The following is a 15,574-nucleotide window of genomic DNA, read 5'->3' on the forward strand; positions in this document are numbered from 1 at the left end:
TGGTTCGGGGTTAGGGTCATAATGACGAGAACCGATCCTCCCTGGAGGGCCCATGATCCCTTCCGTGCTCGCCGCCCCCGAACCCGGCTGGACCACCGAGACCGATGTCGTCGTCATCGGGTCCGGGATCGCCGGTCTCGTCACCGCGTTGCGCTGCCTGCCGCGGGGACGGGTGCTGCTCGTCACCAAGGCCCTCCTGGACGCCGGATCCACCCGCTGGGCGCAGGGCGGAATCGCCGCGGCGCTCGCCCCGGACGACACGCCTGAGGAGCACCTGGCCGACACGCTCACCGCCGGTGTCGGCCTGTGCGACGAGGACGCCGTCCGAACCCTCGTCACCGAAGGACCGGACGCGATCCGCGGCCTCGTCGAGCTCGGCACCGCTTTCGATCGTTCCAACGATGGGGACATCGCGCTGACCCGCGAGGGCGGCCACCGCAGGCGCCGCATCGCGCACGCGGGCGGGGACGCGACCGGCGCGGAGATCAGCCGCGCCCTCGTCGCCGCACTCAAGGACTCCGGCGTCGAGGTCATCGAGCACGCCCTGGTCCTCGACCTGCTGAAGGACGGTGCCGGACGTGCCGCCGGAATCACCCTGCACGTCATGGGCGAGGGGCAGCCCGGCGGCGTCGGCGCCGTCCGCGCCCGTGCCGTCGTCCTCGCCGCGGGCGGCCTCGGCCAGGTGTTCTCGGCCACCACCAACCCCGAGGTCTCCACGGGCGACGGCGTCGCCCTGGCGCTGCGCGCCGGAGCCGAGGTCGCCGACCTCGAGTTCGTCCAGTTCCACCCCACCGTGCTGTGGCTCGGCGACGGAGCGCGCGGCCAGCAGCCGCTGATCTCCGAGGCCGTCCGGGGAGAGGGCGCGCACCTGGTCGACCACACCGGCCACAGGTTCATGGTCGGACGCCATGAGCTCGCCGAACTCGCCCCCCGCGACGTCGTCGCCAAGGGCATCATGAACCGGATGCGCGAGACCGGCGCGTCCCACATGCTGCTGGACGGGCGGCACCTCGGCGCGGAGATGTGGGAGAACCGGTTCCCGACCATCCTCGCCGCCTGCCGCCACCATGGCATCGACCCGATCACAGAGCCGATTCCGATCGTCCCCGCCGCCCACTACGCCAGCGGAGGCGTCCGCACGGACCTGCACGGCCGGACGTCCGTCCCCGGCCTCTACGCCTGCGGCGAGGTCGCCTGCACCGGCGTGCACGGCGCCAACCGCCTGGCGTCCAACTCCCTCCTCGAAGGCGTCGTCTTCGCCGAACGCATAGCCGCCACCCTCGAACACGACCTCCCTGCAAGCGGATCCGTTGGCGAAGAGCACTCGAACGGCCCCCTCTCCACCGGAGTGCCGGCCAAGCGCGGTGGTGGGCGGTTGCTTGGGGTCGGGGTGCGGGGGGAGATTCAGCGGATTATGACGTCTTATGTGGGGGTGTTGCGGAGGGCGGAGGGGTTGCGGACGGCGGCGCGGGAGTTGGCGGAGATGGGCGGGGGTGAGGTGGAGCCCGGAGTGGAGGCTTGGGAGGTCACCAACGTGCACACCGTCGCGTCGGCGATCGTGGCGGCGGCGTTGCGGCGGGAGGAGACGCGGGGGAGTCACTGGCGGGAGGACTTCCCCGAGCGGTGTGACGAGGCGTGGCGCGGCCATCTCGTCACCCGGCTGGTGGGGAACGAGCTGACCACCACCTACGAACCTCTGGAAGGAAAGCGCTCATGACACCGGAATCGTCGCAGCGGTTGGCCGCCGTCGGGCTCGATCCACAAACTGTGGAAAACCTCGTCCGGACGGCGCTGGCCGAGGACGGGGAGGTCGACGTCACCAGCATGCCGATCTTCGCGCCGGAGGACACCGCCGCCGGGGATCTGACCGCTCGTGAGGAGGGAGTGGTCGCCGGTATCCCTGTGGCCTCGGTCGTCTTGGAGGAACTGGACGTGGCCTATGAGGCCAGGGTCGAGGACGGCGAGCGAATTGTTCCGGGGCAGGTGCTGATGTCGGTGAGCGGGCAGACCCGTGCCGTGTTGCGTGCCGAGAGGACGGCCCTGAACCTGTTGACGCACCTGTCCGGGATCGCGACGGCCACCCGGGCGTGGATGGACGCCATGTCCGGAACCAAGGCCAAGGTCCGCGACACCCGCAAGACCCTGCCCGGCCTGCGCGCCCTCCAGAAGTACGCCGTGCAGTGCGGCGGCGGCGTCAACCATCGCATGGGCCTGTACGACGCCGCGCTCATCAAGGACAACCACATCGCGGCGGCCGGAAGCGTCACCAAGGCCTACGAGGCGATCCGCGCGGTGTACCCGTCCCTGCACATTCAGGTGGAATGTGACACTCTCCGACAGGTCGAGGAAGCCCTTTCCGTGGGCGCGACGAGCATTCTTCTGGATAACATGACCGACGCCGAAATGACCGAGGCGGTGCGTCTCGTGGCGGGGCGGGCGGAGCTTGAGGCCAGCGGTGGGCTTACCCTGGACCGGGCCCGAGACGTCGCCGTGACCGGGGTGGACTACCTTGCGGTCGGTGCGCTGACGCACTCGGCGCGCGTGTTCGACATCGGCCTTGACTTCACCCGATCAGCGGGGACCTGATGCTGCTCACCATCGACGTCGGTAACACCCAGACCGTCCTCGGCCTGTTCGAGGGCGACGAGGTGATCGAACATTGGAGGATCAACACCGATCCGCGGCGTACCGCCGACGAGATCGCGGTGGTCCTCCAAGGGCTCGTCCAGCAGAGCCCGCTGCTCGCCGACACCGACATCAGCGGTATCGCTTTGTGTTCCACGGTTCCGTCCGTCCTGCACGAGATGCGGGAGATGTGCCGCCGCTACTACGGTGACGTGCCCGCGGTGATCGTGGAGCCCGGTGTGAAGACCGGCGTCCCCGTCCGGATGGACAATCCGAAAGAGGTCGGCGCCGACCGCATCGTGAACGCGCTCGCCGCCGTACATACGCATGGCGGTCCGGCGATCGTGGTCGACTTCGGCACCGCCACCACGTTCGACGCGGTGTCCGCCAAGGGCGAGTACGTGGGCGGTGCGATCGCGCCCGGCATCGAGACGTCCATCGACGCGCTGTCGACACGTGGCGCGCAGCTCTACAAGATCGAGCTGGTCAGGCCGCGGAACGTGATCGGGAAGAACACCGTCGAGGCGCTCCAGTCCGGGATCATCTTCGGTTTCGCCGGGCAGGTGGACGGCATCGTCGAGCGGATGTCGGAGGAACTCGCCGGCGACCCCGACGAGGTCACGGTCATCGCGACCGGCGGCCTCGCGCCCCTCGTCCTGGAGGAGTCCCGCAGCATCGACGTGTTCGAGCCGTGGCTCACCCTCATCGGCCTGCGCCTGATCTACGAGCGCAACACCGTGTAGGGCGGCGTCGGGAGGAACGCGTTCGCGACGCGTCCGGCGGGCTGGATAGCCTTTGGGGCGTGAGTGACGACACCTTCGACGAACTCCCGGAGCAGATGCGCGTGCGCCGGGAGAAGCTCGACCGGCTCCGTGCGAGCGGGATCGACCCCTACCCGGTGACCTTTCCGCGGACGGCGACGATCGCCGACGTCCGCGCGAAACACCCGGACCTCGAACCGGGCACCGAGACGGGTGAGAAGGTCGGCGTCACCGGTCGCGTCATGCTGGTCCGCAACACCGGGAAGCTGTGCTTCGCGACGATCAAGGACGGCACCGGAGAGCTCCAGATCATGCTGTCGCTCGCCAAGGTCGGGCAGGAGCAGCTGGACGCCTGGAAGCGGGACGTCGACCTCGGCGACCATGTCGGGGTCGAGGGCGAGGTCATCACGTCCCGCCGCGGTGAGCTGTCGGTCATGGCGGACCGGTTCGCGATCACGTCCAAGTGCCTGCGCCCGCTGCCGGAGAAGCACGCCGGGCTGACCGACCCGGAGGCGCGGGTCCGACAGCGCTATGTCGACCTGATCGTGAACGACGAGGCCCGGAAGATGGCCCGGCTGCGGAGCGACACCGTCCGCGCCGTCCGGGACTTCTGGCACGACCAGGGATACCTCGAGGTCGAGACGCCGATGTTGCAGCCGATCCACGGCGGCGCGGCGGCACGGCCGTTCCAGACGCACATCAACGCCTACGACATGGACCTCTACCTGCGCATCGCGATCGAGCTGTACCTGAAGCGGCTCGTCGTGGGCGGGATCGAGAAGGTCTTCGAGATCAACCGGAACTTCCGGAACGAGGGCGCGGACTCCACGCACAACCCCGAGTTCACGATGCTGGAGGCCTACGGCACGTACCTCGACTACAACGACATGGCCGACCTGACGCAGCGGATGTACCAGCAGGCGGTCGTCGCGGCTCTGGGCACGACCGTGGTGGTCCATGACGGCGTCGAGGTCGACCTGGGCGGGGAGAAGTGGCCGCGGGTCACGCTGTACGGGTCGGTGTCGGACGCGTTGGGCGAGCAGATCACTCCGCACACGCCGATCGAGGACGTCCGTAAGCTCGCCGACGCCCGTGGCGTGTCGTGGGATCCGAAGTGGGGGCAGGGCAAACTCGTCCAGGAACTGTTCGAGGAACTGGTCGAGCACACCCTCGTCCAGCCCACGTTCGTCATGGACTATCCGGTCGAGACGTCCCCGCTGACCCGCCAGCACCGTGAGGAGCCGCTCCTCACGGAGAAGTGGGACCTCATCGGGTTCGGGACGGAGCTGGGCACCGCCTACTCCGAACTCGTCGATCCGATCGAGCAGCGCCGCCGCCTCACCGAACAGTCGCTGCTCGCCGCGGGCGGCGACCCGGAGGCCATGCAGCTGGACGAGGACTTCCTGCGCGCCCTGGAGTACGCGATGCCGCCCACGGGTGGCATGGGCGCCGGCATCGACCGGATGATCATGGCCTTCACCGGTAAGGGCATCCGCGAGACGATCCTGTTCCCGCTGGTCAAGCCCGAGCGCTGAGAGGCCTGGTCAGGCGCTTTCGCGGATCACCAGATCGGGGCGCAGGACCACCTGCCGGTGCAGGTGCGACTTGCCCTCGCCGACCTCGGCCAGCGCCAGTTCGGCGGCCTCCCAGCCCAGCTCGCGGCGGGGCTGCCGGATCGTGGTGAGCGGCACGGCGGCGCTCGCGGCGAGTTCGATGTCGTCGTAGCCGATCACGGCGATGTCCTCCGGGACGCGGGCGCCGAGCCGGATCAGCTCGTTGATCAGGCCGATGGCGAGCAGATCGTTGGCGCAGAACACGCCGCCGGGTGGCGGAGACATCGCCAGGATCTCGTGCGCCGCGGCCTGGCCCGCGGTGGGGCTCAGCGCGTCCTGAACGAGCGTCACGGGCTTGGCGAAGCCCGCCTCGACAAGAGTGCGGGCGGCGCCGTCGCGGCGTTCGACGCACGGCTGAGGCTCGGGCGCCCCGGTGACGAACGCGATCCGCTCCCGGCCGATGCCGAGCAGGTGCGCGGCGGCGATCTCGCCTCCGGCGACATGGTCGACCCGGGCGGTGCACGCGTCGGAGACGTCCCGGTCGATCAGCACCACGCTCATGCCCGCGGCACGCAGCCGAGAAATGTCCTGATAGCCGAAATCAACCGGAATGATGAGAACTCCGGCGGCGTTCTGCTCTTCCAACAGTTCCACCGAACGCCGTTCTTTTGCGGTGGAGTGGTCACTGGAGAGCCAGAGCGCGTCATGGCCCGCGGCGTTCAGCGCGGCCTCCGCGCCGCTGACGACGGCGGTCGCGTACGGGTTGGTGAGGTCCTCGACGACGACGCCGAACGCGCGGCGCGGCTCGTCGCCGAACTCGCCCGCGGTGCGTTCGGGACGTCTCCGGAGCCGTCGGGCGGACTCGTTTCTGACGAATCCGAGTTCCTCGATAGCTGCACGAACGCGATTACGGGTAGCTTCGGCCACGAGGTCTGGCCGGTTTAGGACATTCGAAACGGTCCCAACTGAGACTCCAGCACGCCTCGCGACCTCACGAATACTGGTCTGTGGCAACTCGCTCCTCGTCCCGTCCCGGGACTGTTTCCCCAGGTAGTGGCGTTTTGCAGGGTGCATTGGCGGATAGGCGGTCACGTACCGCTACCATCCGTGCACGCATTGCACTGAACCAGCGCTTGACGGGCCGGATCCGGCCGCCTAGCGTTCCGAGCCGAAGCGTAGCTTGAAACGATTCACGATCTTCGACCACGGCGAGATCTGGCGAGTCCAACGAGAAGGGCGGGGGCGGATGGCTGGCGATCTCATCCCGACTCCCTCGGCTGGCCAACGAGTGAATCGTGACCCGGAGTTCCCCCCTACACCCCCGCAATCGGCCCAACGGCCACCTCCGGCCAAGCGCGCGAGACCGAAAAAACCCCCGATGATCTAAGTCCGGAGGACCTCCGGACCCGGCAACCCAACGCGCGTACAGATCGAGGCCAACCCGTGCCTGTGCAGCGGACGGCTGCATCCCCGCGGTCATCACCACGGACGAGGGAGGACGGAGTGGAACAGGCCACACTCGCACGTCGTGGCACCGACGATTTCGGGCTGAGCGAGGAGGAGATCCGCCTGCTCGCTCAGATCGCCAGCGGTGTCACCGCCGATGTGGCGGCACGAAAGCTGGAACTGAGCGCCCGGACCTTGCGGCGCCGGTTGCGGACCATCTGCGACCGGCTGGAGGTCAACACCCCTATCGAGGCCGTGGTGTGGGCGGCCCGAAGGCAGCTCATCTAGCAGTACGACCCACGACGCTCGTCCGGGGAGGACGGCGAGCGTCACCGAAATCCAGGCGGCGAGATCTTCTGAACTTCCGTCCGCCCCCGCGGCGGCGGCGCCCACAGCCCGGCAGGTAGGTCCCTGCTGAAGGCGTCGCCGCGGACGGTGTTCAGAAGACGCCCCGGATTCAGTCGAGCGTGCCCTGCGGGGCTCGCCAACGTCCGTTCGGCGCTTCCGTCTCCGGCGAGCGCCCCGCCGCCCGTCTGGCCCGCTCCCAGACGGCGGAGGCCCGAGGCGCTTCGCCGCGCCCACGAACGCCATGCCGTGCCGCGCGAGTGCGACGCCGTCCCGCGCGAGTGCGAGGCCGTCCCGCGCGAGTGCGAGGCCGTCCCGCGCGAGTGCGACGCCGCCGGTTGTCTCCCGTCGGGCGGCGCGTTCCCGTCGGACGACGCGTTCCGGTCGATCGTGGCGGTCAGGCGACTCGAACGCCTCCGGCGAAGGGACGTCCACCCATGGGAGCGATCTTCACGACGTCACCGGTGCGGGGTGCGTGCAGCATCTTGCCGTCGCCGACATAGATGCCCATGTGGTGCAGGTCGGAGTAGAAGAACACCAGGTCGCCCGGCTGGAGTTCGCTGCGCGACACGCGGGTGCCCGCGTTCCACTGGCTGCCGGTGTAGTGCGGCAGGTTGATGCCGACCTGCTTGTAGGCCCACATCGTCAGACCCGAGCAGTCGAAGGAGCTCGGCCCTTCGGCGCCCCACACATACGGGGAGCCGATCTTGGTCATCGCGAGGCGGAGCGCCTGCGCGGCCTTGCCGGTGCCGATGACGGGAAGCTTGGCGAGCTGGGTCGGGTCCCGCTTGACGAGCTGGCCGCGAACCTTCTCGTAGGCGTCGGTGACCTTTTTGCGCTGCGCTTCGAGCTGTGTCCGCAGCTCGGTCACCTGCCGGGCGCGGGCCTCGGCGGACTTGCGGGCGCGCTGTGCGGCCTGCATGGCCTGCATCAGCTCGAGGACCTTGCTGCTGTCGCGCGTGGCGAAGTAGCGGAGCGTGGAGGCCTGGTCGAGGACGGCCTGCGGGTCCTGGGAGGCGACGAACGAGACCGTCGGGTCGGAGCCGCCCTGCATGTAGCTGGTGGCGGCCAGGGAGCCGACCTTCTCGCGCAGGGTCTCGAGGGTCTTCTCCTGCCGCGCGGCGTTGTCGGCGGCGACCTTGGCGGCGCGCTGCGACTGCTCGAGCTTGACCTTCAGGCCGTTGTACTGCTCGGTGAGCTGCTCCAGCTGGTCGGCGAGCTTGAGCGCCTTGGACCGGAGTTCCTGCGTGGACGGCTCGGGGTCGGCATGGGCCACGGTGATCGTCTGCGGTGCGATCGAGAGGGCGACCAGCGCGCCCGCCACGGTGATCGCCCGACCACCGAACCGCGCCGTTCGGCTCCGACCGGATCCGGACGCCGAGAGCCGGGAGCCCGGCCGACGGGAGCCGGTCCGGGCGGATCGCGTACGAGCAGTAGAACGCGAAAGGGAACCAGGGCGCGACGGTTCCACGAATTCTCCTCTCCTCGTCCGCCTACCGGGTTAGCTGACGGGTTCGGGCTGGAGCAGCCCGTCCGCGGGCGCACGCGGAGCGTTCTCCACGCGGGCTGCGGATTCACCCCTCACGGTGTCAGCCCGGGAGGATCCCCGAACGCTCCGGAAGTGGGTCCCCGGCTCCTCGGAGCGCTGGTTGCGGCCCGGGGACTCGGCGGTTCGGCCTCCGTCCTGCGGTCGGCCGTATGTCAGCGCAGGACACTAACGGAACCGGCATCGAATGCCAACCAGAACCCGGAAACTCGCTGGTGGCGAGGCCTGTCGGCCGACCGGCACCGGGTCGCGGCAAGGGGCCGAAAGTGTGGTCTCCGTCACGAGAGGCGAGGCTTGATCGTATCTCGATGTACCTGCCCGATCACCTGGTGTCGTCGGCGGCGTCCCCGGGGGCCACCGGCGGTCGGCGGAGGCGCGGCGTTCGATAATCTCGCCTGTTTGTGGAGGTCGTGATCCGGCGAGCCCGTACCGCCGACGTTGCCCAGATCCGCCGGCTGGTCGATCTGTACGCCGGGTCGGGACGACGGCTGCTGAAGAAGTCCACGGTGAAGCTGTACGAGGACGTCCAGGAGTTCTGGGTCGCCGAGGACGTCCAGCACGGTACGCCGGGACGAATCGTGGGGTGCGGGGCCCTGCACGTGATGTGGGAGGACCTCGCGGAGGTCCGCTCGGTCGCCGTGGACAAGGAGTACGGCGGTCGCGGCATCGGGCACCGTATCGTCGCCCGCCTCCTGCAGACCGCCCGCGAACTCGGCGTGCGGAGGGTTTTCTGTCTTACCTTCGAAGTGGAGTTCTTCGCGCGCCATGGCTTCCAGCAGATCCTGGGGACTCCGGTGGCGCCAGAGGTGTACGAGGAACTCCTCCGTTCCTACGACGAGGGCGTTGCGGAGTTCTTGAACCTCGATCGGGTCAAGCCCAATACGTTGGGGAACACCCGGATGTTGCTTCGCCTGGAGGACTGACCCAAATGAGCGATTACCCCGACCGCGGGCGGCGATACCAGCCGCAGCAAGGGCAGGGGTCCTACGGCCCGCCACCCCCCTATCAGGGTCCCCAGTGGCAGCAGCCCCAGCAGCAACCCCCACCCCCGCAACAGCCGCAGCAACAGTGGCAGGACCAGTGGGGGCAACAGCAGCCCGGTCACCACGAGCCGTATGACGCCTCGTATGACCAGTACGGCGGTTCCCACGATGGTGACCAGCCGCTGGCACCGATCCACCGCCGTGCGGGTGCGCGCCTCATCGACAACGCGCTCGTGGCGGTCTTCGGGTTCGCGCTCGTCCTGCCGATCACGATCGGCGCCTTCGGTTTGGGCAAGCCGGGGAGCAAGACCGAGGACGAGGGCGGCGTGTGGAACTGGCCCATCATTTTCACGCTCTTCTGTGTTCTGTCGGTGTTGCCGTTCCTCTATGAGGCCGTTCAGTTGTCCATGTCCGGACGGACGCTCGGCAAGCGCGTCATGGGGCTCGGCATCGTCCAGGCCCCCGCCGGAGGGCCCCTGACCACCACACAGGCCATCTGGCGTGCCGGAATCGTCCATGTGGCCTACCAGCTCGGTGTCTTCTTCTTCCTCGTCATCGCGGTGATGGTGTGGGCCTACGCCGCGTACGGGATGGTGCTGGTCTGGGCGGGCGCGCTGATGGCCTACCTGTGGGCGATCTGGGACCAGCCGCTGCACCAGGCTCTGCACGACCGCTTCGCCGGGACGCTCGTCGTCGACGAGCGGATCGGATACGACGAGTACGACGACGAGTACACGGGATAGGCCCGTGACGGAGGCACCGCTCGCCGAGCCGGGGCAGCGCCTCCTGGCGCGCATCGTCGACACGCTCGTCGTCGGTGTGCCGGTCATCATCGTCGTCCGCGAGTTTGTTTCCGGGCCCACCGTGGACGTCGTCGCTCCGCCCGCTCTAGCCGGATGCCTGTTCCTCTATGAGGCCGTCCAGCTCGCCATCTGGGGACGGACGCTCGGCAAGCGTTTCGCAGGTATAGAGGTCGTCGCCGTCCCCGACGTGTTGCCTGTGCCCGACGCGGCGCAGGCTCAGGCGCAGGCGCGTAGTGGCGAAACCGCCGGGCCGACGCCCCCCTCAGGGGGGTCAGGGGACGAGACGGACTCAGAGGCGATCACAGCGACCTCCGAGCCCGCCACGCCCCTTGGAGAGCCGGGTGGGTTCGGTGGCGTCATGGACGCTGAGATGACGGCTGAGGCGATCCCGGAGGCGGACGTTCGGCCAGAAGACACTCGGGACGCCGAAACGGACTCGGTTCGGGCTTCGCATCGTTTGGGCGTTGTCCGCGCAGTTGCCCGTGCGGCGGTCTATTCGCTGCCGATCGCGGCTCGCCCGATTCCCGTTGCGGGGGTACTCGCGAGCATCTTCTGGGTCGTGAACGCGGGAGCCCTGTACGAGGGCCCGCTTCGTCAGGCCGGCCACGACAGGCTCACCGGGACGGTGGTCGTAAAACGCCCGCCCACCGATTCATCGGCGTTCTGAGATCGTCTCTCGCGCGTCTTCGCCCGGACGGGCGGCGGCTGATCCGACTCCGCCCGTCCGGTGATCTCTGAGGGATGTGGACTGGGCTCGCGGGTCCCTCCCGGCTTTCGTGGAGATGCCCGCTCTGTTTCGGACGCACCGCGCGCCGGCGGCGAATGCCAGCTCGTTCAGGTTACGGCCCTGAATCGACGCGGGATGTGCACCGTCCCGGACGCTTCCTCCGCTTTGAGTGGCCGCTTCGAAGCCCGCTTCCGAAGCGCTTCCGAACCGTTGCCTTCGGTCCGCTCCTCGTCCTACTTAGCGCACTGGACTTACTTCGGATGTGACGCCGCCTCCCATGGAACGGACCTTTCGCCCGGCGTGTGCGGCGGGCGTTGGTCGTACCTGTACGCGTTCGGTGGCCAGTCCCGGACGCGGCTTGAAGAAGTGGAGCGAAGGTGGGATTGTGGCGCAATCTCCTGATTCCCAGAGGGACGAGTGCCGACCGCTTCTACGTAAGGACCGCGGATGGTGACTTCCCGTCACGAGGTGATGGCAACAGTTTTCGGTACCGGCCGACCGGCCGTTATCCGTCCACACCGCGCGGCGCGGACGTCGATCAGTGGCCGGGGTGGAGGTCTGTCGATGCCCGGCTCATTACCGTCCAGGTGCGGTTAGTGCCGTTACGGCAGAGATAATCGATGGGGGCGGTGCCGCTGTGCCCGGCCTGTTAAGGTCGTCGCGCAGGGCCTTTTACCCCCGGACGGCGCCTGCCCGAAAGCCGGAGCGACCGTCCACAAACCCCCGGTCAATGCGCGGGCGCCGCCCCAGGTCAGCGCGGCGCGTCGTGACATCGGTCACGCCCGAAAACACCACGGCCGCGTCGGCGGACAAGGAATTGACGGGTCGCCTCCGCTTGCCCGTACACGCCACCGGACGAGCGGGAAACAACGAGACGATTACGCCCGGTCACCGCCACGAAGGTGACTTGGTCACGAGTACGGGTTCAAGTCTGGCGGTTGAATTGTCATCGGCGCGCATCTCGGTATATGTTTGTCAACCGAATGCAGTTTGCTCAAGCCGAAAGGGTCTGTCCCCATGGCACAGAAGGTTCAGGTGCTTCTCGTCGACGACCTCGACGGTGGCGAGGCGGACGAGACCGTAGCGTTCTCGATCGACGGCGCCTCCTACGAGATCGACCTGAGTGGCGCCAACGCTACGAAGTTGCGTGATTCTCTTAAGCCGTTCGTGGACAAGTCGCGCAAGGCGGGCACGGGCACCCGCCGTCGTAGGCAGCGCGGCGCGTCCAGCCGCGAGCGCAGCGCCGAGATCCGCGCCTGGGCCAAGAACAATGGCATCAAGGTCAATGAGCGCGGCAGGATCCCGGCCCATGTGATCGAACAGTACGAGGCGGCCAACTGACCCCTCGACGTCCGGCGGCCCGTCTCCGTTCGTGAGACGGGCCGTTCGTGTGCGGTGCCGTTCGTTGTTCAGTTCACTTCACACGCCTGTTCGGTCGGCGACTTCACGACACGGTTGCGTTCCCTTGGCGACGTTCACACGGCACCGACGAACACACGGCACCCGTGTTCCTAACGCCGCTGTTCCCTAAGCCTTCGCTCGATGGGTCTTGAGGTCCGGCGTTCCTCTGTGGCCCATTGGCTGCGCCCGTTTCGCTCGTAACACCGTTCTCTTCGGCGCCACTGCCGTTCGCTTAGCCGACGCGCCCGGCCGTTGGCATGGACGACCCCTTGTCCGCATCCCGTGGCATGTTTCGCTTGCGACGTGGTTCGCCTGCCGCACGCCGCCTTCGCGCGTTCCTCGTCCCCGTGAACTCATCCTGTCCTCAGCGGGGTTCGCGTGGTCAATTTCCCGCACAGCACCCTTCACCGCCCAAGTTCTCCCAGGGGCTCGTCTGGGCCCCGGACGCTCGTCTTCCGAAGACTGTTCGTTCGGGAGCGCCATCTGGATGCGTTCGCTTATGGCGAAGCGCGCGGACGGTTCGCGCCCGCGCGCGAGAGGTACGGAGGCCGTGCTCGTGCACCGTCACCCCCATTCGGCGCCCTGGTCCCGACGCCTTGATCCACCTGCGGAAAGGCACCGTTCGCTTGGGGCGTAGCGGGAACACGACGCACCGATGCGGTAGTTGGATGAGACTGAACAGCGCTTAGCTGGGGAACGTCTCCTGGTGGGAGTGCACCGGGTGGCCTCCTCGGGGCGGGCTAGCATGCGGAAGGACAGGTTCGGACGTTCCGGACACTGGCCAACCGCTCTGTGAGGAGCGACGAGATGTTCGAGAGGTTCACCGACCGCGCGCGGCGCGTTGTCGTCCTGGCCCAGGAGGAGGCCAGGATGCTCAACCACAACTACATCGGCACCGAGCACATCCTCCTGGGCCTGATCCATGAGGGTGAGGGTGTCGCCGCCAAGGCTTTGGAGAGCCTGGGAATCAGTCTCGAGGCGGTGCGCCAGCAGGTCGAGGAGATCATCGGCCAGGGGCAGCAGGCGCCGTCGGGGCACATTCCGTTCACTCCGCGCGCCAAGAAGGTCCTTGAGCTGTCGTTGCGTGAGGCGTTGCAGCTCGGCCACAACTACATCGGCACCGAGCACATCCTGCTGGGTCTGATCCGTGAGGGTGAGGGTGTCGCCGCGCAGGTTCTGGTGAAACTGGGCGCCGACCTGAACCGGGTGCGCCAGCAGGTCATCCAGTTGCTGCACGGCTACCAGGGCAAGGAGCCCGCCGCCTCCGGCGGTCCTTCGGAGTCGGCACCGTCCACCTCCCTCGTCCTCGACCAGTTCGGCCGCAACCTGACCCAGGCCGCCCGTGAGGGCAAGCTCGACCCGGTGATCGGTCGTGGCAAGGAGATCGAGCGGGTCATGCAGGTCCTGTCGCGCCGGACCAAGAACAACCCGGTGCTGATCGGCGAGCCCGGCGTGGGCAAGACCGCCGTGGTGGAGGGCCTGGCCCAGAAGATCGTCAAGGGCGAGGTGCCCGAGACCCTCAAGGACAAGCAGCTCTACACCCTCGACCTGGGCGCGCTGGTCGCCGGTTCCCGCTACCGCGGCGACTTCGAAGAGCGCCTGAAGAAGGTCCTCAAGGAGATCCGCACCCGCGGCGACATCATCCTGTTCATCGACGAGCTGCACACGCTCGTCGGCGCGGGCGCCGCCGAGGGCGCGATCGACGCCGCGTCCATCCTGAAGCCGATGCTCGCCCGCGGCGAACTCCAGACCATCGGCGCGACGACGCTGGACGAGTACCGCAAGTACCTGGAGAAGGACGCCGCCCTGGAGCGGCGGTTCCAGCCGATCCAGGTGGCCGAGCCGTCGCTGTCGCACACGATCGAGATCCTCAAGGGTCTGCGGGACCGGTACGAGGCGCACCACCGTGTGTCGATCACCGACAGCGCGTTGGTCGCGGCGGCGCAGCTCGCCGACCGGTACATCTCCGACCGGTTCCTGCCCGACAAGGCCATCGACCTGATCGACGAGGCCGGCTCCCGGATGCGGATCCGGCGGATGACCGCTCCGCCGGACCTGCGCGAGTACGACGAGAAGATCGCGGACGTGCGCCGGGAGAAGGAATCGGCGATCGACGCCCAGGACTTCGAGAAGGCCGCCGCGCTGCGCGACTCCGAGAAGAAGCTCCTCGGCCAGAAGGCCCAGCGGGAGAAGGAGTGGAAGGCCGGCGACATGGACGTCGTCGCCGAGGTCACCGACGAGCTGATCGCCGAGGTGCTGGCCACCGCGACCGGCATCCCGGTGTTCAAGCTGACCGAGGAGGAGTCGACCCGGCTGCTGCGGATGGAGGACGAGCTGCACAAGCGGGTGATCGGTCAGGAAGACGCGATCAAGGCGCTGTCGCAGTCGATCCGCCGGACCCGTGCCGGGCTGAAGGACCCCAAGCGTCCGGGTGGCTCGTTCATCTTCGCCGGCCCGTCCGGTGTCGGTAAGACCGAGCTGTCCAAGACGCTGGCGGAGTTCCTGTTCGGTGACGAGGACGCGCTGATCCAGCTGGACATGTCCGAGTTCATGGAGAAGCACACCGTCTCGCGGCTGTTCGGCTCCCCGCCCGGATACGTCGGGTACGAGGAGGGCGGCCAGCTGACCGAGAAGGTCCGGCGCAAGCCGTTCTCGGTGGTGCTGTTCGACGAGATCGAGAAGGCCCACCAGGACATCTTCAACAGCCTGTTGCAGATCCTGGAGGACGGTCGTCTCACCGACGCCCAGGGCCGCGTGGTCGACTTCAAGAACACCGTCATCATCATGACGACGAACCTCGGGTCCAAGGACATCTCCAAGGGCGTGTCCATGGGGTTCGCGCGGCAGAACGACGAGCAGGGCTCGTACGAGCGGATGAAGGCGAAGGTCTCGGAGGAGCTCAAGCAGCACTTCCGGCCCGAGTTCCTCAACCGCGTCGACGACACGGTGGTGTTCCACCAGCTCACCCCGAACGAGATCATCCAGATCGTGGACCTGATGATCGCCAAGGTCGATGACCGGCTCAAGGACCGCGACATGGGGATCGAGCTGCAGCAGGAGGCCAAGGACCTGCTGGCCATCCGCGGCTACGACCCGGTGCTGGGCGCGCGTCCGCTGCGGCGCACGATCCAGCGGGAGATCGAGGACCAGCTGTCGGAGAAGATCCTCTACAGCGAGCTGAAGGCCGGGCAGATCGTGCTGGTCGGCACCGAGGGCTTCGACCCGGACGACAAGGAGAACTCGGCCGAGAACGCCAAGTTCACCTTCAAGGGCGTGCCGAAGCCCACCACCGTCCCCGACAGCCCGCCGCCCATCGAGGGCGCGGTCAACTTCAACAAGGACTGACCAACGTCCAGAGGGCCCGCACCGGATCCGTCCGGTGCG

12 protein-coding genes and 1 riboswitch are annotated in these 15,574 nt (G+C 68.0%); of the genes, 10 read left to right on the top strand and 2 right to left on the bottom strand.

All coding sequences use genetic code 11. From position 1 onward, the window contains the following. The first annotated feature begins 52 nt into the window (after positions 1-52). Genes BZB76_RS25735 through lysX form a run of 4 tightly spaced genes read left to right on the top strand, consistent with a single transcriptional unit; the run spans position 53 to position 4,921 of the window. Complete coding sequence (locus tag BZB76_RS25735; protein WP_121437018.1) at positions 53-1,717, top strand: L-aspartate oxidase; 1,665 nt, start codon at positions 53-55, stop codon at positions 1,715-1,717. Further along, the gene (gene nadC, locus BZB76_RS36545) at positions 1,714-2,586 is read left to right on the top strand and encodes a carboxylating nicotinate-nucleotide diphosphorylase (RefSeq protein ID WP_121437019.1); all 873 of its coding nucleotides are present in this window, start codon (positions 1,714-1,716) and stop codon (positions 2,584-2,586) included. Before BZB76_RS25735 ends, nadC begins: the two co-directional genes overlap by 4 nt. After that, positions 2,586-3,368 (top strand): type III pantothenate kinase, encoded by a 783-nt coding sequence (locus BZB76_RS25745; protein ID WP_121437020.1) that lies wholly within the window; start codon positions 2,586-2,588, stop codon positions 3,366-3,368. Before nadC ends, BZB76_RS25745 begins: the two co-directional genes overlap by 1 nt. A gap of 59 nt (positions 3,369-3,427) precedes the next feature. Beyond that, positions 3,428-4,921, top strand: a complete 1,494-nt coding sequence (gene lysX, locus BZB76_RS25750; RefSeq protein WP_121437021.1) for a bifunctional lysylphosphatidylglycerol synthetase/lysine--tRNA ligase LysX — start codon at positions 3,428-3,430, stop codon at positions 4,919-4,921. Between the two features lie 9 nt (positions 4,922-4,930). Here the strand turns inward: lysX and BZB76_RS25755 are convergent, their stop codons facing one another. Continuing rightward, positions 4,931-5,953 (bottom strand): LacI family DNA-binding transcriptional regulator, encoded by a 1,023-nt coding sequence (locus tag BZB76_RS25755; protein WP_420534820.1) that lies wholly within the window; start codon positions 5,951-5,953, stop codon positions 4,931-4,933. Between the two features lie 489 nt (positions 5,954-6,442). Here BZB76_RS25755 and BZB76_RS25760 point away from each other — a divergent pair, with 489 nt between their 5' ends. Further along, entirely contained in the window at positions 6,443-6,673 is a 231-nt protein-coding gene (locus BZB76_RS25760) for a transcriptional regulator (protein WP_067902439.1), read from the top strand. Positions 6,674-7,127: 454 nt separating this feature from the next. Here BZB76_RS25760 and BZB76_RS25765 read toward each other — a convergent pair whose 3' ends face one another. Continuing rightward, positions 7,128-8,054, bottom strand: a complete 927-nt coding sequence (locus tag BZB76_RS25765; protein WP_246007214.1) for a C40 family peptidase — start codon at positions 8,052-8,054, stop codon at positions 7,128-7,130. Positions 8,055-8,204: 150 nt separating this feature from the next. Next, positions 8,205-8,410, bottom strand: a riboswitch (cyclic di-AMP (ydaO/yuaA leader). 267 nt (positions 8,411-8,677) lie between these two features. Here BZB76_RS25765 and BZB76_RS25770 point away from each other — a divergent pair. The 5 genes from BZB76_RS25770 to BZB76_RS25790 all read left to right on the top strand — a co-directional run bounded on the left by BZB76_RS25770 (position 8,678) and on the right by BZB76_RS25790 (position 15,535). Beyond that, entirely contained in the window at positions 8,678-9,199 is a 522-nt protein-coding gene (locus BZB76_RS25770) for an amino-acid N-acetyltransferase (protein WP_420534821.1), read from the top strand. Between the two features lie 5 nt (positions 9,200-9,204). Beyond that, positions 9,205-10,002 carry an RDD family protein gene (locus tag BZB76_RS25775; RefSeq protein ID WP_121437024.1) on the top strand — a complete coding sequence of 266 codons (798 nt, stop codon included), beginning with the start codon at positions 9,205-9,207 and terminating at the stop codon, positions 10,000-10,002. A 4-nt stretch (positions 10,003-10,006) separates the two neighbouring features. After that, positions 10,007-10,729 carry an RDD family protein gene (locus BZB76_RS36080; RefSeq protein ID WP_246007215.1) on the top strand — a complete coding sequence of 241 codons (723 nt, stop codon included), beginning with the start codon at positions 10,007-10,009 and terminating at the stop codon, positions 10,727-10,729. 1,077 nt (positions 10,730-11,806) lie between these two features. Next, positions 11,807-12,130, top strand: coding sequence for a histone-like nucleoid-structuring protein Lsr2 (locus BZB76_RS25785; RefSeq protein WP_117404450.1), 324 nt, complete (start codon positions 11,807-11,809; stop codon positions 12,128-12,130). An 867-nt stretch (positions 12,131-12,997) separates the two neighbouring features. Beyond that, positions 12,998-15,535, top strand: a complete 2,538-nt coding sequence (locus BZB76_RS25790; protein WP_121437025.1) for an ATP-dependent Clp protease ATP-binding subunit — start codon at positions 12,998-13,000, stop codon at positions 15,533-15,535. Positions 15,536-15,574 lie beyond the last annotated feature (39 nt).

It is taken from the genome of Actinomadura pelletieri DSM 43383 (assembly GCF_003634705.1).
GTDB lineage: Bacteria > Actinomycetota > Actinomycetes > Streptosporangiales > Streptosporangiaceae > Spirillospora > Spirillospora pelletieri.

What these genes read in the sequence shown, in the direction of transcription:
- BZB76_RS25735 (WP_121437018.1), top strand. Translation starts at nt 53, where the DNA reads ATGATCCCTTCCGTGCTCGCCGCCCCCGAACCCGGCTGGACCACCGAG.
- nadC (WP_121437019.1), top strand. Translation starts at nt 1,714, where the DNA reads ATGACACCGGAATCGTCGCAGCGGTTGGCCGCCGTCGGGCTCGATCCA.
- BZB76_RS25745 (WP_121437020.1), top strand. Translation starts at nt 2,586, where the DNA reads ATGCTGCTCACCATCGACGTCGGTAACACCCAGACCGTCCTCGGCCTG.
- BZB76_RS25775 (WP_121437024.1), top strand. Translation starts at nt 9,205, where the DNA reads ATGAGCGATTACCCCGACCGCGGGCGGCGATACCAGCCGCAGCAAGGG.
- BZB76_RS25785 (WP_117404450.1), top strand. Translation starts at nt 11,807, where the DNA reads ATGGCACAGAAGGTTCAGGTGCTTCTCGTCGACGACCTCGACGGTGGC.
- BZB76_RS25790 (WP_121437025.1), top strand. Translation starts at nt 12,998, where the DNA reads ATGTTCGAGAGGTTCACCGACCGCGCGCGGCGCGTTGTCGTCCTGGCC.